General features: G+C 63.0%; 17 protein-coding genes. 8 read left to right on the plus strand and 9 right to left on the minus strand.

The annotated features are described in order from the left end of the window. The first annotated feature begins 77 nt into the window (after nucleotides 1–77). Together gloB and NKI21_RS23295 are read left to right on the plus strand one after the other, a co-directional pair. On the plus strand, nucleotides 78–845 hold the full coding sequence (gene gloB, locus NKI21_RS23290) for a hydroxyacylglutathione hydrolase (RefSeq protein WP_128304700.1): 768 nt from the start codon (nucleotides 78–80) through the stop codon (nucleotides 843–845). A 19-nt stretch (nucleotides 846–864) separates the two neighbouring features. Next, nucleotides 865–1,305 carry a cupin domain-containing protein gene (locus NKI21_RS23295; RefSeq protein WP_128304672.1) on the plus strand — a complete coding sequence of 147 codons (441 nt, stop codon included), beginning with the start codon at nucleotides 865–867 and terminating at the stop codon, nucleotides 1,303–1,305. 13 nt (nucleotides 1,306–1,318) lie between these two features. Here the strand turns inward: NKI21_RS23295 and NKI21_RS23300 are convergent, their stop codons facing one another. Genes NKI21_RS23300 through NKI21_RS23310 form a run of 3 tightly spaced genes read right to left on the minus strand, consistent with a single transcriptional unit; the run spans nucleotide 1,319 to nucleotide 3,748 of the window. Beyond that, entirely contained in the window at nucleotides 1,319–1,993 is a 675-nt protein-coding gene (locus NKI21_RS23300; protein ID WP_128304673.1) for a lysoplasmalogenase family protein, read from the minus strand. Then, on the minus strand, nucleotides 1,990–2,925 hold the full coding sequence (yddG, locus tag NKI21_RS23305; protein WP_352441748.1) for an aromatic amino acid exporter YddG: 936 nt from the start codon (nucleotides 2,923–2,925) through the stop codon (nucleotides 1,990–1,992). The genes NKI21_RS23300 and yddG overlap by 4 nt, the downstream gene beginning before the upstream one ends. A gap of 34 nt (nucleotides 2,926–2,959) precedes the next feature. Next, a complete protein-coding gene (locus tag NKI21_RS23310) occupies nucleotides 2,960–3,748 on the minus strand; it encodes a DUF3108 domain-containing protein (protein WP_023811078.1) in 789 nt (262 codons plus the stop codon). Nucleotides 3,749–4,020: 272 nt separating this feature from the next. Here NKI21_RS23310 and rpmB point away from each other — a divergent pair, with 272 nt between their 5' ends. The 3 genes from rpmB to NKI21_RS23325 all read left to right on the plus strand — a co-directional run bounded on the left by rpmB (nucleotide 4,021) and on the right by NKI21_RS23325 (nucleotide 5,912). After that, complete coding sequence (gene rpmB, locus NKI21_RS23315; protein WP_013529373.1) at nucleotides 4,021–4,317, plus strand: 50S ribosomal protein L28; 297 nt, start codon at nucleotides 4,021–4,023, stop codon at nucleotides 4,315–4,317. 183 nt (nucleotides 4,318–4,500) lie between these two features. Then, entirely contained in the window at nucleotides 4,501–5,181 is a 681-nt protein-coding gene (locus NKI21_RS23320; protein ID WP_352441749.1) for a queuosine precursor transporter, read from the plus strand. Nucleotides 5,182–5,240: 59 nt separating this feature from the next. Further along, nucleotides 5,241–5,912 (plus strand): spermidine synthase family protein, encoded by a 672-nt coding sequence (locus NKI21_RS23325; RefSeq protein WP_352441750.1) that lies wholly within the window; start codon nucleotides 5,241–5,243, stop codon nucleotides 5,910–5,912. Here the strand turns inward: NKI21_RS23325 and NKI21_RS23330 are convergent. The 4 genes from NKI21_RS23330 to NKI21_RS23345 form a co-directional block, all read right to left on the minus strand. Beyond that, nucleotides 5,887–6,951, minus strand: a complete 1,065-nt coding sequence (locus tag NKI21_RS23330) for an esterase-like activity of phytase family protein (RefSeq protein WP_352441751.1) — start codon at nucleotides 6,949–6,951, stop codon at nucleotides 5,887–5,889. The two genes, NKI21_RS23325 and NKI21_RS23330, sit on opposite strands and share 26 nt — an antisense overlap. Then, entirely contained in the window at nucleotides 6,948–8,849 is a 1,902-nt protein-coding gene (gene cobT, locus NKI21_RS23335; protein WP_352441752.1) for a cobaltochelatase subunit CobT, read from the minus strand. Before cobT ends, NKI21_RS23330 begins: the two co-directional genes overlap by 4 nt. An 11-nt stretch (nucleotides 8,850–8,860) precedes the next feature. After that, the gene (cobS, locus tag NKI21_RS23340; protein WP_023811073.1) at nucleotides 8,861–9,847 is read right to left on the minus strand and encodes a cobaltochelatase subunit CobS; all 987 of its coding nucleotides are present in this window, start codon (nucleotides 9,845–9,847) and stop codon (nucleotides 8,861–8,863) included. A 123-nt stretch (nucleotides 9,848–9,970) separates the two neighbouring features. Beyond that, the gene (locus NKI21_RS23345) at nucleotides 9,971–10,600 is read right to left on the minus strand and encodes a J domain-containing protein (protein WP_032909134.1); all 630 of its coding nucleotides are present in this window, start codon (nucleotides 10,598–10,600) and stop codon (nucleotides 9,971–9,973) included. Between the two features lie 181 nt (nucleotides 10,601–10,781). On the opposite strand from NKI21_RS23345, the gene NKI21_RS23350 reads away from it, so the two are divergent. Continuing rightward, nucleotides 10,782–11,084, plus strand: a complete 303-nt coding sequence (locus tag NKI21_RS23350) for a BolA family protein (RefSeq protein ID WP_013529365.1) — start codon at nucleotides 10,782–10,784, stop codon at nucleotides 11,082–11,084. A 30-nt stretch (nucleotides 11,085–11,114) separates the two neighbouring features. Here the strand turns inward: NKI21_RS23350 and NKI21_RS23355 are convergent, their stop codons facing one another. Together NKI21_RS23355 and NKI21_RS23360 are read right to left on the minus strand one after the other, a co-directional pair. Beyond that, nucleotides 11,115–12,668, minus strand: a complete 1,554-nt coding sequence (locus tag NKI21_RS23355) for an acetolactate synthase large subunit (RefSeq protein WP_352441753.1) — start codon at nucleotides 12,666–12,668, stop codon at nucleotides 11,115–11,117. Between the two features lie 100 nt (nucleotides 12,669–12,768). Next, nucleotides 12,769–13,575: an alpha/beta hydrolase gene (locus NKI21_RS23360; RefSeq protein WP_352441754.1), complete on the minus strand. Its 807-nt coding sequence runs from the start codon at nucleotides 13,573–13,575 to the stop codon at nucleotides 12,769–12,771. Between the two features lie 241 nt (nucleotides 13,576–13,816). Between NKI21_RS23360 and NKI21_RS23365 the strand changes: the two genes are divergently transcribed. Together NKI21_RS23365 and NKI21_RS23370 are read left to right on the plus strand one after the other, a co-directional pair. After that, the gene (locus NKI21_RS23365; protein WP_352441755.1) at nucleotides 13,817–15,766 is read left to right on the plus strand and encodes a PrkA family serine protein kinase; all 1,950 of its coding nucleotides are present in this window, start codon (nucleotides 13,817–13,819) and stop codon (nucleotides 15,764–15,766) included. A gap of 17 nt (nucleotides 15,767–15,783) precedes the next feature. After that, nucleotides 15,784–17,094, plus strand: a complete 1,311-nt coding sequence (locus NKI21_RS23370) for a YeaH/YhbH family protein (protein WP_352441756.1) — start codon at nucleotides 15,784–15,786, stop codon at nucleotides 17,092–17,094. Nucleotide 17,095: the final 1 nt, after the last annotated feature.

Raw genomic sequence — 17,095 nt, forward strand, 5'->3', positions numbered from 1 at the left:
TCCAGGATGTCTTCAACATCCAGGATGACATCCACGCGCCGGCGCCCTATGTCTGCGGCCATAAACGGAGAGATGCGATGCCGGTCGAAATCGAACAGTTCATGTGCCGCAGCGACAATTTCGGCGTGCTGGTGCATGATCCCAAAAGCGGCCAGACCGCGATCATCGACGCGCCCGAGGAAGCGCCTATCCTGGCCGCGATAAAGCGCACCGGCTGGACGCCGACGATGATCCTGACCACGCATCATCACATGGATCACGTCGAGGCCAATCTTGCGTTGAAGGAGCGCTTCAAGCTGCGCATCGTCGGCCCGGAAGCGGAAAAGGCCAATATCCCCGGCATCGACGAAACCGTCGAAGACGGCTCGGTCCTCCATCTTGGCGATGAAAAGATCGAAGTCATCGCCACGCCCGGCCACACCGCCGGCCACGTTTCCTACTATTTGCCGGCTTCGGGTGTGGCGTTCACCGCCGACACGCTGTTTGCGCTGGGTTGCGGACGGCTGTTCGAATGCAAGCCGCCGGTGATGTACGATTCGCTGAAGAAGCTGGCCGCGCTTCCGGCCGAAACGATTATTTATTGCGGTCATGAATACACGCTCGCCAACGCCCGTTTCGCGCTGACCGTCGACCCGACGAATTCGGCATTGAAGGAACGCGCCGCCAAGATCGAAAAGCTGCGCGCCGACAATAAGCCGACGCTGCCGACGACGATCGGCGAGGAGCTGTCGACCAATCCCTTCCTGCGCTGGCACGATCCGGCGATCCGCAAGCATCTGGGGCTGGAGAAAGCTTCGGACGCCGAGGTCTTTGCCGAAATCCGCAAGCGCAAGGACAATTTCTAGGCCCGGTGGTATCGTCGCCATGACCAGCTCCGCAGAAATTATCGCGACGCTCGGGCTGAAGCCGCATCCGGAAGGCGGCTGGTATGCCGAGACCTTTCGCGATGGCACCGGCGGCGCGCGCGGCCATTCGACTGCCATCTATTTCCTGCTTGAGGAGCATCAGGTTTCGGCCTGGCACCGGGTCAAGGATGCCGCCGAGGTCTGGCATTTCCATGCCGGCGCCCCGCTGGCGCTGTCGATGTGGGAAGAAGGCAGCCCGAAGGTTGATCAGGTCATAGAACAAGTCCTCGGTATCGATCTCGCAGCCGGTGAGCGGCCGCAGATCGTCGTGCCCGCAGGCTGGTGGCAATCGGCGCGCAGCCTGGGCGAATGGACGCTGGTCGGCTGCACCGTCGCGCCGGGCTTCGAGTTTGCGGCCTTTGAACTGGCGGCACCCGGCTGGCAGCCTGGACAATCCTAACTTGGCAAGAGCCCTAATTTAGCAGGAAGCCTAGCGTGGTCGCGAGCTGGGCGGCGTAGTACAGCGCCCAGACGGCGAAGCGCATCCAGGCGCGGTGGGGCGAGATGGCGGCGACCAGGAATTTCTCCGTGGCGAGCAGCCCGTCCGATGCCATGAACAGCACGGCGCCACCGATCACCCACATATTGCTTGTTGTCAGCGCCGAGATGCCCATTGCCAGGATCGCGGCGATATAGACGGTGATCGGGATACGCAGGCTGGGACCGACACGACGCCACAGCGCCGCCAGCACGATGACCACGAACACCGCCATGGCGAGCGCGATCGCTCCGCGCCACGGCTCGGCGCCAAGCACTCCCAACCCGCCACCGCTGCGCAGGAACAGCGCGACATAGACGATGTGAGCGACAAGAAAACTGGCCAGCCCGCCGAGAAAGGCCTTTTCGCCGTCGCGTGACAGGAAGGCGTCGCCAACGGCGCTGAGTGCGAGCGCGGCGACCAGCAGCAGCGGGCCGCCTTGCAGCCCCGCCAGCACGGCAAGCATCGCTACGGCAAGCGTCTTTGCGGCCGAGCGGGCCAGCGTCGGCGGCATGCCAAGCGTGAAGGCGTAGATGACCGCCGCCGCCAGCGAAAAAATCAGTGTCGCATTGGCATTGGCGTCGATGCCGCCCGCAAACGGCATCGTCATGCCTTGGCTCCGTCTTCGGATGCCCCGGCTCCGCTTTCGGATGCCTCGGCTCCGCTCTCGACCGCAGCCGGCTTGCGCAGGAACAGGGATTTTGCGGCGAGCACCGCGCCGCCGGTGATGAGCACGCAGGCGGCGAGGATGCGCAGCGACGGCTCGGCGACGCCGGCCGCGATCAGCACCAGCGTCGACAACAGCGGCGCCGCATAGCTTGCAGCACCCAGCACCTGGATGTTGCCGCGCTTGACGCCGATGTCCCAGGCATAGAAGGCGGCACCCACCGGCATCAGGCCAAGGCCGAGCACGGCCAGCCACTGGCCGACACCGTCAGGCAGAATCGTCTGTTCCAGCGCCAGGTGGCAGGCGAGCGACAGCACCGCGGTCGCCGCGCAGAACCAGGTGACGATGCTGGTCGGCACCGACGGGAAACGCCGCGACAACAACGAGTAGGCCGACCACAGGACGGCGCAGACGGCAGCCATGGCATAGCCGAAGGAATAGCGGGCGTCGAAGGCCAGCCCACCGCCCTTGGTGACGATCAGCACGGTGCCGGCAAGGCCGAGCAGCGCACCGACGACATGGTTCCAGGCCAGTTTTTCGCCCGGCATCAGCGCCGAGCCGAGCACGATCAGCAGCGGCCACAGATAGGCGATCAGGCTCGCCTCCACCGCCGGCGCATTGCGCAGCGCGGTGAAATAGAAAAAGTGATAGCCGAACAGGCCGGCAATGCCGATCAGCCACACCTGCGGCGGTATCTTCTGGCTCTTGTCGGGTGCCGGCATGAACAGCCGCGCGACCAGCCCGACGCCGGTGCCGATCGAGAAGGTGATCGCCGACAGCAAGAACGGCGGCACCTGGCCCGACGCATCGGTGAGCAGTGCGAGCAACGCCCACATGGCGACCGCCGAAAAGCCGATCAGTGTTGCGCGCCCCATTCTGTCTCCAGTGGCGCGCCAATTCCGCGCCTGGCTATTGTACGGCTTCGAAACGCCCGGCGCTGATGGTCAAGGTGCCGATCTGCGTGCCAACCGTGGCACGGATCGGCGCATATACGCCGGTTTGGCCGAGCGGTGCAAACGTCACCATCATGCGGCTTTTGTTCTTGAGATAGTTGAGCGCCTTGCGGCCCTTGCGATAACCCGCCACCGGCTCGAAGCCCATCTGGCAGGTGACGGTGTCGCCCTTGTAGCCCGGGACCGAGATCGTGCCTTTCGACGCGTAGGTCAACGTCAGGTCGGCACGCATCTCGCCGTCATAGAACTTCACCGTGCGGCCGCAGACCTGGTCGAGACTGTCGGCATGAATGACGGTGGCGGCCATGGGATCGAGCACCGATGCCAGGTCGCCGGCACCGAGCGGTACCCAGTTCTTGGGGTCGCGTTTGCCTGGTGCCGGTACGACCTTCGTCGAAGTGACCCTGCCATTGGCAAAGCGGATATCGACCACCGATGCCTTCTTGCCGGAGGTGTAGTCGGCGCGGAATGCCTGCGGCACCATCTTTTTGCCCGCAATCGTGCCTTTGGACGAGATCGTGCCGCGCGTGTCGTCGAACAGCTTGGCGAGACCGGCCGCGGTGACACTGCCTTGGATCGCGTAGGCGCCGTTCTCATAGCGGCTGGAAAACGTTGATTTCGCTATCGAAAGACCAAGAAACGACACCGTGTACTCGCCCTTGAACGACTGCGGCGAGGCAGCAGACGCGGCGGACGGCAAAGCTATGGCAAGCATGGCAACAAGGGCATGTGGCGAACGAAGCATGGCGGGATCGGGTCCTTGATTTTGGGCCGGAGGCGGGCAACTCCGGTCTGGCATGTCCCTATGGAACCGCTTATAGGATGAATTCCGGCCTTAATATGAAAATGCCGGGCGCGGCGTGGGCAATGCAGGGGCTGGGCAAGCCGGAGCTTGACGCCTCGGCGAAATGCAACTATGGAACGCCAACTTTTTCCATAAGGCCGCCTGACCAGAACCGCGCGCCACCCGGCGTGGGCTTGAGTGTTTGGCAGACCCGAGAACTGAAGGTTAGAACAATGTCCCGCACCTGCGAACTCACTGCCAAGGCAGTCATGTCCGGCAACAATGTGAGCCACGCCAACAACAAGACCAAGCGTCGCTTCCTGCCGAACCTCGTCAATGTGACGCTGATTTCGGAAGCGCTGAACCAGAACGTGCGCCTGCGCATTTCGGCCAACGCGCTGCGTTCGGTCGAACATCGCGGCGGCCTCGACGCCTTCCTGGCCAAGGCAGACGTCAAGGAATTGTCGCAGCGCGCCCGTTTGCTGAAAAAGCAGATCGCCAAGAAGACCGCCGAGCAGGCTGCCGCTTAAAACAGTTCAAAGGCGGGGGACGACCGCCCTGGCCGACCTCTTGTTGGCCTCTGGCCAACATCTTGTTGGCCTGAGCATCGGATCGAAGCCGCAAGGTTTTGGCAATCCGGTGCCCACATACGAAGGCAAGCATCGCCCGCATGGGCATGGTGCTTGGCTGGTTCCATTACCCAGGATAAAAAAATGACTTCCTTCTCGCGGTATTTGCCATTCGTGGCCGCCATGGCGCTTGTCGTCGTGGCATCGAACATTCTCGTGCAATTCCCGATGCAGGGTCAGATCGGCGGCCTCTCGCTGGCCGATCTTCTGACCTGGGGGGCCTTCACCTATCCCTTCTCGTTCCTGGTCACCGACCTCGCCAACCGCCGCTACGGACCCACTGCGGCGCGCCGGATCGTCTTTGTCGGCTTCATGACGGCGGTGATCTGCTCGATCCTTGTCCCGCCCTTCCTGTTCCGCCACGGCCTGATCGAACTCGAGACCGCCGCCGACCGGCTGGTGCGTATCGCGGCCGCGTCCGGAGCGGCGTTCCTCAGCGCGCAACTGCTCGATGTCACCGTCTTCAACCGGCTGCGCCGGCAGAGCTGGTGGCGCGCGCCGATCATCGGCACGCTGGTCGGGTCGGTGTTCGACACCGCCGTGTTTTTCACCGTCGCGTTCTCGGCCGCCTTCGCCTTCGCTGGTCCCAACGACGGCTTTGCGTTGGAAAACGCACCCTTGATGGGCATCTTCCATGTCGACGCGATGCGTTGGATCTCCTGGGCGCTGGGCGACCTCAGCGTGAAGCTGATCATCGCCGTGGTGGCGTTGATCCCCTACCGTCTGCTCGCGGCCCGTTGGAGCCAGCCGGCGGTAGCGGCTTAAACCATGATCCCGAAAAGTGGGACCCGGTTTTCGGAAAAGATCATGGTCGGACAAAGATCATGATCCCGTGGGTCCAGCTCGATTCGGCCAAGATCCCGGATGGCGCACAAGAACTTCGCCTCAAGCGGCGCGGCACCGAATTCTCGATCATGCTGGGCACCAACGAACTGATGAACAGCCGCCTCAGCGGTTCCGAGGAAGCGCTGGCAAAACTGTCCTGCGAGCGGATTGCCGGCCAGAGCCGGCCCACAATCCTGATCGGTGGGCTTGGCATGGGTTTTACCTTGCGCGCCGCACTCACAGAATTGGCCAATGATGCCGGAATAGTCGTCGCCGAACTGGTGCCCGCCGTCGTCGCCTGGGCACGTGGCCCGATGGCCGAAATCTTTGACGGCTGTCTCGACGATCCTCGCGTCACCATCCAGGAAACCGATGTCGGGCAGTTGATCCGGTCGCGGCCCGCGGCCTGGGACGCCATTCTGCTCGATGTCGACAACGGCCCGGAAGGCATCGTCCACAAATCCAACGACGCACTTTACAGCGTGCACGGCCTCGCAGCCGCACGCAGCGCCCTGAAACCCGGCGGCGTGCTGGCAGTGTGGTCGCAAGGCCCCGACATCGGCTTCACGCGGCGGCTGAAGCAGGCAGGCTTCGGGGTCGAAGAGGTCAGTACGCGCGCCAACGGCAAGCGTGGCGCCCGCCATGTCATCTGGATCGCCACCAGGACGTAAAGCCGGCGGGCTCATCCTGGTGGAGAATGAATTCCAGATAGAGGTTGCGCTGCAGGATCGAGTGGTTGTCGTCGGAGATCAGCGACACCATCAGCGCGCCGTCGCCGCGGGTCCAGACGTCGAGCCCTTCCATATTGTCGATCTGGTAGCCCATGTCGGCCTCCAGCAGCACCGGCCCGTCGGCGACCGCGCCCTTCTCGACGCTTTCGCCATAGATGCGCCGCAGCCGCATCTTGACGCCGCTGGCCATCGAGAAACTGCGCTCCAGAAGCAATAGGTCGCCATCCGGCAGGAAGGCCCCGTCGGTAATGTCGAAATCGCCATTGCGCTTGACGGTAAAGACGCCCTTGTGCGGTCCTTCGATGATGGCGGCATAGATGTTGCCGGCCTTGTCCAGGCTCTTCTCGGAGACCACGACTAGGCCGCCCTCATGCTGGCCGTTGGCATTGGCGTGGGTGACGGTCTCGAAGCCGCGATTCTGACGCAGCTCGCGGGCCGGAACGGCGAAATCCAGCGGCTTGAAGGGTGCCTTCATGTCGTTGGAGTCGATCTTGAACTGGGCGACGCGGTGGCTGCGCTCGAAGCCGACGGTGGCGATGCCGTCCTTGACCGCGAGACCTTCCGCATCGACCTCCCATTTCCTGTCGATCGGCCGGCCGGTCTGGTCGACCATCTGCTGCATGCGGAAATTCTGGATGCCGGAGGGTCGCTTTTCCGCGTCGCGGACCACCGTGCCGAAGAACCAGAAGCCGGTGTCGGCAACGCCGATGAAGTCACCGCCGGCTTTCAGGAAGCGGAAGGCCGACAGCGCGCCGAAATCGCGTGTCGGCGAGGTCATCTCCAGCCCGCCGACGAATTCGAACGGGCCGAACTGCTTGCCGGCACGGCCAATGTGGAATTCGGTGATCGGGCGGGCCGAGATTTCGACCGGTTCGACAGAACTAGAGTCGGCCGAACCGGCTGCCGCCGAAGCCACGCCGGAAAGCAGGGCGACGGCGGCGAAAAGCGTCTGCTGAAAGCCGCAGCGCCTGGAAATCATCCGGCGCGCCGCATACCACCGCCGCGTCGCGTATCCTTCGCGCTTTCCTCGGCGAACAGCGAAGCCAACTGCTCGGTCATGGCGCCGGCCAGTTCCTCGGCATCGACGATGGTGACAGCCCGGCGGTAGTAGCGCGTGACGTCGTGGCCGATGCCGATGGCCAGCAGTTCCACCGGCGAACGCGTCTCGATCAGCTCGATGACGGCGCGCAGATGGCGCTCGAGATAATTGCCCGGATTGACCGACAGCGTCGAATCGTCGACCGGCGCCCCGTCCGAGATCATCATCAGGATCTTGCGCTGCTCGGGCCGGGCGATCAGCCGGTTGTGCGCCCACAGCAGCGCCTCGCCGTCGATATTTTCCTTGAGCAGGCCTTCGCGCATCATCAGGCCGAGATTGCGCCGTGCCCGCCGCCACGGATGGTCGGCGGACTTGTAGATGATGTGGCGCAGATCGTTGAGCCGGCCAGGATTCGGCGGCTTGCCGTCCTTCAGCCATTTCTCGCGCGCCTGCCCGCCCTTCCAGGCCCGCGTGGTGAAACCGAGGATCTCGACCGAGACGCCGCAACGCTCCAGCGTGCGGGCCAATATGTCGGCGCAGGTTGCCGCGACCGTGATCGGCCGGCCGCGCATCGAGCCGGAATTGTCGAGCACCAGCGTCACCACCGTGTCGCGAAATTTGGTGTCGCGCTCCTGCTTGAACGACAGCGGCTGCATCGGGTCGATGACGACCCGCACCAGCCTTGCCGGGTCGAGGTAACCTTCTTCCAGGTCGAAATCCCAGGAGCGGTTCTGTTGTGCCATCAGGCGACGCTGCAGCCGGTTGGCCAACCGCCCGACGACGCCGGACAGATTGGCCAGCTGCTTGTCGAGGAAGGCGCGCAGCCGGTCGAGCTCTTCTTCTTCGCACAGCTCCTCGGCCCCGACCGTCTCGTCGAAAGCCGTGGTGAAGACCTTGTAGTCGATCTCCTTCGGCAGATTGGTGAAGGGATTGTCGTTGCGGCGCGCCTCGCCGGGCGTTTCGGCATCGGCGTCGTCATCGTCGGACAGGTCGTCCGCGGTGGCGTCGGAGGCTTCGGTCTCGGCCGACTGTTCGTCATCGGCCGAAGCTTCGGCGTCCTCGGACTGCGACTGCTCGGAGCCGGAATCCTCTTCGCCGCCCTCCTCGCTCTGCTCCTCGCCTTGCGGCTGGTTGTCGTCATTGTCCTCGGAATCTTCCGTCTCCTGGTCGTCGCCGAGTTCCTCGGCCATTTCCATGGAGGCGAGCATCTCGCGCACGACCCGGGCGAACGCCTGCTGGTCGCCGAGCTTGGCCGACAACCCGTCGAGATCGGCCTTGGCCTTTTCCTCGACCCAAGGGCGCCAGAGTTCGACCAGCCGCTCGCCGCTTTTCGGGATCGGACGGCCGGTGAGCTTCTCGCGCACCATCAGGGCGAGTGCTTCCTCGATCGGCGCGTCGGCTTTGTCCTTGACGTCGACGAGGTTGGCCTTGGCGTATTTGTCCTCCAGCATCGAGCCGATATTGTCGGCGACGCCTTGCATGGCGCGTGAGCCTATCGCCTCGACGCGAGCCTGTTCGACCGCGTCATAGATGGCGCGGGCCGCCTTGCCTTCCGGCGCCAGCTTGGTGTGGATGCGCACATCGTGGCAGGCGCGCTTCAGCGCCATGGAATCGCCGAGGCCGCGGGTGATCGCGATATCGGTCTTCGACGCCTTCTTCGGCAATTCTGGCAGACGCGCACGGCTGCCGGCGAGCGCCGGCCGGTCCTTGGCGAAGCCGACCTCCAGCTCCTTGTCGCCGGCGATGGCGCGCATGCAGACGGTGACGGCGCGCTTGAAGCTGTCGGCTTCAGAACCCGTCTTCGACTTGTTGCGCGTGTTGTCGCCCGGACCCGCCATCGAGACTCTGCTTAGCCCAGCACCACGTTGGCGGCGCTCTCGGGCAGATCCTCGCCAAAGGCGCGCTGGTAGAACTCGGCCACCACCGAGCGTTCCAGTTCATCGCACTTGTTGAGGAAGGTCAGCCGGAACGCCATGCCGATATTGCCGAATATCTCGGCATTCTCGGCCCAGGTGATCACGGTGCGCGGGCTCATCACGGTCGACAGATCGCCGTTGATGAAGGCCGAACGCGTCATGTCGGCGACGCGCACCATCTTGTTGACGATGTCCTTGCCCTTGCTGTCGCGATAGTGCTTGGCCTTGGCCAGCACGATGGCGACTTCATTGTCGTGCGGCAAATAGTTCAGCGTGGTGACGATCGACCAGCGGTCCATCTGCGCCTGGTTGATCTGCTGGGTGCCGTGATAGAGGCCAGTGGTGTCGCCGAGGCCGACCGTGTTGGCGGTCGAGAACAACCGGAAGGCCGGATGCGGGCGGATGACCCGGCTCTGGTCGAGCAGCGTCAGCCGGCCCGACGATTCCAGCACGCGCTGGATGACGAACATCACATCCGGACGGCCGGCATCGTACTCGTCGAAGCACAGAGCGACATTGTGCTGGTAGGCCCAGGGCAGGATGCCGTCGCGGAATTCGGTGATCTGCAGGCCATCCTTGACGACGATCGCGTCCTTGCCGACGAGATCGATACGGCTGACATGACTGTCGAGATTGACGCGCACACAAGGCCAGTTAAGCCGGGCGGCAACCTGTTCGATATGGGTCGACTTGCCGGTGCCGTGATAGCCCGACACCATGACGCGGCGGTTGTAGGCAAAGCCCGCAAGGATCGCCATCGTCGTGTTCTTGTCGAAGAGATAGTCCGGGTCGATGTCGGGCACATGCTCCGATGTCACCGAATAGGCCGGTACCACCATCTTGGACTCGAAGCCGAATTTCTCCTTCACCGACACCGTCGTGTCGGGCAGGTTGGCGATGTCACGATCGACCTTGTTCATATCTCTCAACGTCTCCACGGGCGAAACGTCTGATTTCGCCGGCAATCGATTTTGTCCGGGGGCGGTCTTAGAGCCTTTTCCAACCTTATGAAAGTTGGAAAACGACACGAACCGTATGGCCGCTCAGCACAGGCCCGCCTGTTTGAGCACGCGATAGGCCTGCAGCACATCGCGGAACCGGTCTTCCGAACCTCTGTCGCCACCATTCGCATCCGGATGGTGCTGTTTCACCAGTTCCTTATAGCGCGCCTTGATCTCCTTGCCAGTCGCCTTTGTATCAAGGCCAAGCGTTTCCAGCGCCTTGGCCTCAAGCGGCTTGGCCTTGCGCTCGCGCGCCTCGCGCGGATCCTTCGGTCCCTTGAACAGGTCGAACGGGTCGCGCATGCGGTTATAGTAGCCGGCCCGGCCGGAACGCATCTGGGCCATATCGGGCGACGACCGCGTCGAGGCCCCGTTGGCGCCCATCTTCCAGGTCGGCCGGTGCCCGGTCATGGCTTCCTTCTGGAAGCGCGCGACCTCGGTGTCCGGCACGCCGGAAAAGTAGTTGAAGCCCTTGTTGTACTCGCGCACATGATCGAAGCAGAAATGGAAATACTCGCCCTCCTTCATGCGCCCGACCGGCGCACGATGGGTGCCCGCTTCCTTGCAGCCGTCCCACTGGCAGATCGGCGAGTGCGACTTCAGCTCCGCGTCCTTGTCGGGGCGGACGCGAATCTTCTCGAAATATTTGGGGTACGGCTTCATCTTACCCATTTATGGGGCGTTCGCAGATGCGAAACAAGAATTGACATTTTCGCGATCATCGCCCTAACCGCTGAATCGCGGCATAAAGCAGGCGAATGGCGGATTTTGTTGCACGGCGGCGGCCCCTCGCGAAACCGATTTTCGGTTTCCAGGCTGAGATGCCAGCGATATTTGGTGAAGGGAGATGGCGATGTCCATACAGGCGACCATGGAAGACAAGCTCAATAAGGCATTTTCGCCGGACAGGCTGGTCATCATCAACGAGAGCCATCTCCATGCCGGCCACCACCATCACGGCTCCGACCATCACGGCACTTACGACGGCACCGGCGAGACGCATTTTCGCGTCCGCGTCGTCGCTTCCGCCTTTGCCGGCATGAGCCGCATCGACCGTCACCGCGCCGTCAATGAACTGCTTGCCGATGAATTGAAGGCCGGCGTGCACGCGCTGGCGATCGAACCGGCGGCTCCCGGCGAAAAGACCCGCTGGTAGCTCGGTTCCGCCTATCGTTTTTCGCCGCGCTCAGAGCACCGCTTCGATGAGGAACGGCCCGCGCCGTGACAGCGCGCTGTCCAGCAGCGCCTCGAAGCGCTCGCACGTATCGGCGCGGGCCGCCTCCACGCCCATGCCTTTGGCCAGCGACACCCAGTCGAGCGAGGGATAGTCGAGGTCGAGCATGCGCCTGGCGTTCTCGCCGATGGCGCCGACGCCGACATTCTTCATCTCGCCATGCAGGATCGCATAGGTTCGGTTGGAAAACACGATCGTCACCACGTCGAGCTTTTCCCGCGCCTGCGTCCACAATCCCTGCACCGTGTACATCCCGCTGCCATCGGCCTCGAGATTGATCACCTTGCGGTCCGGACAGGCGATTGCCGCCCCGGTCGCCATCGGGATGCCGCCGCCGATCGATCCGCCCGTGCCCACCATGTAGTCGTGCGGCGCTGCAAAGGCCGACAGCGCGAAGAAACGCCTGGCCGAGGTGACCGCTTCATCGCAAATGATTGCATCGGCCGGCAGTTTGCGCGCCACCGACAGCGCGATCGCATCTTCCGTCAGCTTGCCGCTCGGCGTTGCCTCGTCCGGAAAAGCGGCCGCGACGACCTGTCGTTTCGGCGGCTTGATGCCAAGTTCGTCGCGAAGCGCCTCCAGCGCCGCATGCAGATCTTCGCCATGGGCGGCCAGTGTCAGCACCTCGCAGCCTTCCCGAACGAGCCGTCCCGGTTTTCCCGGATAGGCGAAGAAGGCAACCGGCTCCTTCGCGCCGACCAGGATCAGAACATCGACATCCCTGAGCACAGCCATCGCCGCGTCGACCGGATAGGGGATGCGGGCCGGCGCGACACGCCCGCGCCCGCGTTGCATCCGTGCGATCAGAACCTCGCCGAACAGCCGGACGTCGCTGCCCGTCGAGATTTGCCCGGCGATGGCGAGCGCATCGGCGCGTGCGGCCTTTCCGCGAACGATCATGCCTGCCCGGCCCGGAGCGGCACGGATCGCCGCGGCGACCTTGCGCACGGCGTCCATATCGACGGCCGGCGCTGGCACCAGCGTCACCTTGCCGACCGAAACCGCGTCGACTTCGCCCCAGGCGGCATCCGCCGGCAGGATCATCGTCGCGACGCCGGGTGGTGTCAGCGAGGCGCGAAAGGCTGCTTCAGCTGCCGGCGCGATATCGGCCGGGCCCTTGACGCGGCCGACCCAGTTGGACATCGGCGCCGCAAGGCTTTCGATATCGCTGGTGAGCGGGGCATCGAGCGGCAGATGGTAAGAGGCGTGGTCGCCGACGATGTTGATCATCGGGCTGAAGGCACGCCGGGCATTGTGCATGTTGGCGAGACCGTTGGCCAGGCCGGGACCGGTATGCAGCAGCGTCGCGGCCGGCCGATCGGTCATCCGCGCATAGCCATCGGCGGCCCCGGTCACCACCCCCTCGAACAGCCCGAGCACGCAACGCATTTTCGGCTTGTGGTCAAGTGCTGCAACGAAGTGCATTTCGGAGGTGCCGGGATTGGCGAAGCAGACTGTCACATCATTGGCCAGAAGCACGTCACACAGGGCATCGGCGCCGTTCATGCAATTCCCTCCCGCTCACGATCGAAGAGCACTTGCACCCGGGCGCGCCCGCACAGCAATGTCCCGCCGCCACTTTTGATCTGATCCAGTGCCGTAAAGATCAGCCAACAGCCGATTTCAGGAATGCCAGCGCGGCCGCGGTCAGCGCGTCGCCATCCTCGCCGAAATCCCGATTGATCGACATATGCGTGTAGGCGCTGCCGTCGAACAGCGTAACCTTGGTGCCCGTCGCGCGCAGGCGCTCGGCAAAGGCCTTGGAGTCCTCGCCGCGGCCAGGGGCGCGCGAATAGGCAATGAACGTCGGCGGGTGCCTGCGGCCGTCGACATGGCTGGCCGGCGACAGTGCCGCCCATTGCGCGGGATCGGAAAAGACGCGGGCATAGGCCCGCACCATGCCGCCCTTCTTGGCAAGTGCTGCAAGATCATAGGCCCTGGTGTCGTCGAGAATGAGCGCAGCTATGCCGGGCAACCCGCCGCGCATGCCGGTCAGCGCAATCAGATGGCAGCCGGCCGAATGGCCCATGCCGACGATGCGGTTGGGATCGCCGCCATGCCGGGCGATGTTGGCCCTGATGTAGGCGTAGGCCTTTTCGACGTCACCGGCCTGGGTGGCGACATCGGCCTGCGGCAACATGCGGTAATCGATGGAGACGAAGCAGAAGCCGTTGGCGAGCAGGAAGGCCGGTTTGGCGTCGACCTGACTGCGTTTGCCAAACTGCCAGGTGCCGCCATGAACGAAAAACACGACCGGCAGGCCCATTGCACCATCGGGCGCATAGATGTCGAGCTTGGCCGGCCCGTAGTCTAAGGTTTTTGGCGTGGGTCGGCGTGTTTCCGACGCGGCCGATGCTTCCAATGGCAGCATCGCCGCCACCGAGGCCATGATCAGGCTTCGTCGATCGATCATCACTGTCTCCTGACGAGGCAAGACTGCACGCGGCGGCCCCAGCCGTCCAGTCAGGGATTCGCCACACACCCGCTACCCGCGCTGAATACCGCTCCGCACCGAGCGCCTTGATCCCGGAGTGGCCTCAAATCCTTATGATCGTAGCCACCTCTTCACATGAAGGGAACAAACGGTACCCCCCGACAGTTGAATGCGAGGTGAGCCGAATGGAAGCCACAGCGGCTCCGAGGGCAAAAGCATCATGCGAGAGAACCAGTCTGACGTCTTCGATCTGTTTTCGGAAATTTACACCAACGCGACGCAGGAAGAGATCAGCATCCAGCAATATCTCCTTGCCTGCCGCGAGGACAAGTCGATGTATGCCTCAGCGCCTGAACGGATGGTCGAGGCGATCGGCGAGCCGAACCTGGTCGACACCAGCAAGGATGAGCGGCTCGGCCGCATATTCTCCAACCGGACCCTGAAAGTGTACCCCTCCTTTGCCGATTTCTATGGCATGGAGGACACAATCGAGCGCATCGCCGGCTATTTTCGCTATGCGTCGCAGGGGCTCGAGGAACGCAAGCAAATCCTCTATTTGCTCGGCCCGGTCGGCGGCGGCAAATCGTCCCTTGCCGAGCGGCTGAAGAAGTTGATGGAGCAGCGCCCGATCTACACGCTGAAGGTCGGCAACCAGGTCAGCCCGGTTTTCGAATCGCCGCTGGGCCTTTTCCATCCCGATCGCATGGGCGACCTGCTGGAGGATAAATACGGCATTGCCCGACGCCGGTTGAATGGGCTCATTTCGCCATGGGCGGCCAAGCGCCTCGACGAACTCTCCGGCGACATTTCCAAGTTCAGCGTCGTCAAGCTGATGCCTTCGCGACTGCGCCAGATCGGCATCGCCAAGACCGAGCCCGGCGACGAGAACAATCAGGACGTTTCGGCCCTGGTCGGCAAGGTAGATATCCGGCAATTGGAAAATTTCAGCCAATCCGATCCGGACGCCTATTCCTATAGTGGCGGACTGAACCGGACCACCCAGGGCCTGCTTGAATTCGTCGAAATGTTCAAGGCGCCTATCAAGGTCCTGCATCCGCTGCTGACCGCCACCCAGGAAGGCAGCTACAACGGCACCGAAAATTTCGGCGCCTTTCCCTATCAGGGGATCATCGTGGCTCATTCCAACGAGTCGGAATGGCTGCAGTTCAAGAACAACAAGAACAATGAGGCTTTTCTCGATCGCATCCTCGTGGTCAAGGTGCCGTATTGCCTGCGGATAACCGAAGAGCGGCAGATCTACGAGAAACTGCTGCGGGAGAGCGAATTGGCCGCCAGTCCCTGCGCTCCAGAGGTGCTGGACATCCTCAGCCGGTTTACCGTCTCGACCCGGTTGGCCGAGCACGACAATTCGCCGCTCTACACCAAGATGCGCGCCTATGATGGCGAGAACCTCAAGGAAGTCGACCCCAAGGCCAAGTCGGTTCAGGAATATCGGGACGCCGCGGGCGTCGACGAGGGCATGGCCGGCGTCAGCACGCGCTTTGCCTTCAAGATCCTGTCGCAGACCTTCAACTATGACACCGAAGAGGTGGCCGCCGACCCCGTGCATCTCATGTACATCCTGGAGGAGGCAATCAAGCGCGAACAGTTTCCGAAGGAGACGGAAGCCGCCTATCTGGAGTTCATCAAGTCCGAGCTGGCCGCGCGGTATGCCGAATTCATCGGCCATGAGATCCAGAAAGCCTATCTGGAATCGTACAGCGAGTACGGCCAGAATCTTTTCGACCGCTACATCGCCTATGCCGACGCCTGGATCGAAGACCAGGACTACAAGGATCCCGACACCGGCCAGATCCTCAACCGCGAGGTTTTGGACAACGAGCTTTCGCAGGTCGAAAAACCGGCCGGCATCGCCAATCCCAAGGACTTCCGCAACGAGGTGGTGAAATTCACGCTGCGCGCCCGTGCAAGAAACCATGGCCGCAACCCGGCGTGGACAAGTTACGAAAAGCTGCGGGAAGTCATCGAGAAACGCATGTTCGGCCAGGTCGAGGACCTCCTGCCGGTGATCAGTTTCGGCTCCAAGCAGGACAGCGTCACGGAAAAGCGGCACAATGAATTCGTGCAGCGGATGGTCGAGCGCGGCTACACCGAGCGGCAGGTTCGTCGCCTTGTGGACTGGTACATGCGGGTGAACAGGGCGGGTTAGAGAACCCGGATGGTTCCATGCCGATCTTCATCGACCGCCGCCTGAACCCGAAAGACAAGAGTCTCGGCAATCGCCAGCGCTTCCTCCGACGCGCGCGCGAGGAATTGAAGCGGAGCATACGCGACCAGATCCGCACCGGCAGGATTGCCGACGCGGATTCCGAGCACGCCGTGCGCATGCCCGAAAGAGGCACAAGCGAGCCGAGCTTCAACAACGCCGGCGACACCGGCAGGCGTCAGCACATCTTGCCGGGCAACAGGCATTTCTCCGCCGGAGACCTGATCCCCAAGCCCGGCGGAGGCGGCGGGGGAGCATCGTCCCCGGGAAACAAGGCATCAGAGGACGACTTTCGTTTCGTACTGTCGCGCGAGGAAGTGCTCGATCTGTTCTTCGAGGATCTCGAGCTCCCGGACATGGTCAAGCTCAACCTCAAGGAGATCCTTGCCTTCAAGCCGCGCAGAGCCGGCTTCGCCGCCACCGGTTCGCCGACCAACATCAATGTCGGCCGCACGATGCGCAACAGCCACGGCCGCCGCATTGCGCTGAGGCGCCCCAAGCAGGTCGAACTGGATGTCCTCCTCGAGGAAATCGCCTCGCTCGAGTCGGCGCCATCCAGCGTCGACGCGCGCCAGCGTATCGCGGCATTGCGCGAAGAGCTTGACCGGCTGGAACGACGCCGCCGCCGGATTGCCTATGTCGATCCGGTCGACATCCGCTTCAACCGCTTCGATTCCCGGCCGGTGCCGAACGCCAATGCCGTCATGTTCTGTCTGATGGACGTGTCCGGGTCCATGGGCGAGCGCGAGAAGGATCTGGCCAAGCGTTTCTTCGTGCTGCTGCACCTGTTCTTGAAACGACGCTACGACCGCATCGAGATTGTCTTCATCCGCCACACGCACCTGGCTCAGGAGGTCGACGAGGAGACATTTTTCTACAACACCCAAAGCGGCGGCACCGTCGTTTCCACCGCGCTGGAGGAAATGCACCGTATTATCGCCAGCCGTTACCCGGCCCACGACTGGAACATCTATGCCGCCCAGGCCTCGGACGGCGACAATTTCGCCGGCGATTCAGAGCGATGCATTTCGCTGCTCAACGGCGAACTCATGCGGCTGTGCCAATATTTTGCCTATGTCGAGATCATCGACGAGCGTGAAGCCCATATTTTCGGCTCGACCGAAAACGGGACGTCGCTGTGGCGTGCCTATAACGCCATCGACCAGAAGTGGCCGAACTTCCAGATGAGCCGCATCGCCACACCCGCCGATATCTACCCGGTCTTTCGCCAGCTCTTCGGCAGGCAGCCGGCCTCCCTCAAGAGAGCGTGAG

The sequence above is a fragment of the Mesorhizobium sp. M0715 genome, from assembly GCF_040320355.1.
GTDB lineage: Bacteria > Pseudomonadota > Alphaproteobacteria > Rhizobiales > Rhizobiaceae > Mesorhizobium.

Coding starts and splice junctions, on each gene's coding strand:
- gloB (WP_128304700.1), top strand. CDS start 78: ATGCCGGTCGAAATCGAACAGTTCATGTGCCGCAGCGACAATTTCGGC.
- NKI21_RS23295 (WP_128304672.1), top strand. CDS start 865: ATGACCAGCTCCGCAGAAATTATCGCGACGCTCGGGCTGAAGCCGCAT.
- NKI21_RS23300 (WP_128304673.1), bottom strand. CDS start 1,993: ATGACGATGCCGTTTGCGGGCGGCATCGACGCCAATGCCAATGCGACA.
- yddG (WP_352441748.1), bottom strand. CDS start 2,925: ATGGGGCGCGCAACACTGATCGGCTTTTCGGCGGTCGCCATGTGGGCG.
- NKI21_RS23310 (WP_023811078.1), bottom strand. CDS start 3,748: ATGCTTCGTTCGCCACATGCCCTTGTTGCCATGCTTGCCATAGCTTTG.
- rpmB (WP_013529373.1), top strand. CDS start 4,021: ATGTCCCGCACCTGCGAACTCACTGCCAAGGCAGTCATGTCCGGCAAC.
- NKI21_RS23320 (WP_352441749.1), top strand. CDS start 4,501: ATGACTTCCTTCTCGCGGTATTTGCCATTCGTGGCCGCCATGGCGCTT.
- NKI21_RS23325 (WP_352441750.1), top strand. CDS start 5,241: ATGATCCCGTGGGTCCAGCTCGATTCGGCCAAGATCCCGGATGGCGCA.
- NKI21_RS23330 (WP_352441751.1), bottom strand. CDS start 6,951: ATGATTTCCAGGCGCTGCGGCTTTCAGCAGACGCTTTTCGCCGCCGTC.
- cobT (WP_352441752.1), bottom strand. CDS start 8,849: ATGGCGGGTCCGGGCGACAACACGCGCAACAAGTCGAAGACGGGTTCT.
- cobS (WP_023811073.1), bottom strand. CDS start 9,847: ATGAACAAGGTCGATCGTGACATCGCCAACCTGCCCGACACGACGGTG.
- NKI21_RS23345 (WP_032909134.1), bottom strand. CDS start 10,600: ATGGGTAAGATGAAGCCGTACCCCAAATATTTCGAGAAGATTCGCGTC.
- NKI21_RS23350 (WP_013529365.1), top strand. CDS start 10,782: ATGTCCATACAGGCGACCATGGAAGACAAGCTCAATAAGGCATTTTCG.
- NKI21_RS23355 (WP_352441753.1), bottom strand. CDS start 12,668: ATGAACGGCGCCGATGCCCTGTGTGACGTGCTTCTGGCCAATGATGTG.
- NKI21_RS23360 (WP_352441754.1), bottom strand. CDS start 13,575: ATGATCGATCGACGAAGCCTGATCATGGCCTCGGTGGCGGCGATGCTG.
- NKI21_RS23365 (WP_352441755.1), top strand. CDS start 13,817: ATGCGAGAGAACCAGTCTGACGTCTTCGATCTGTTTTCGGAAATTTAC.
- NKI21_RS23370 (WP_352441756.1), top strand. CDS start 15,784: ATGCCGATCTTCATCGACCGCCGCCTGAACCCGAAAGACAAGAGTCTC.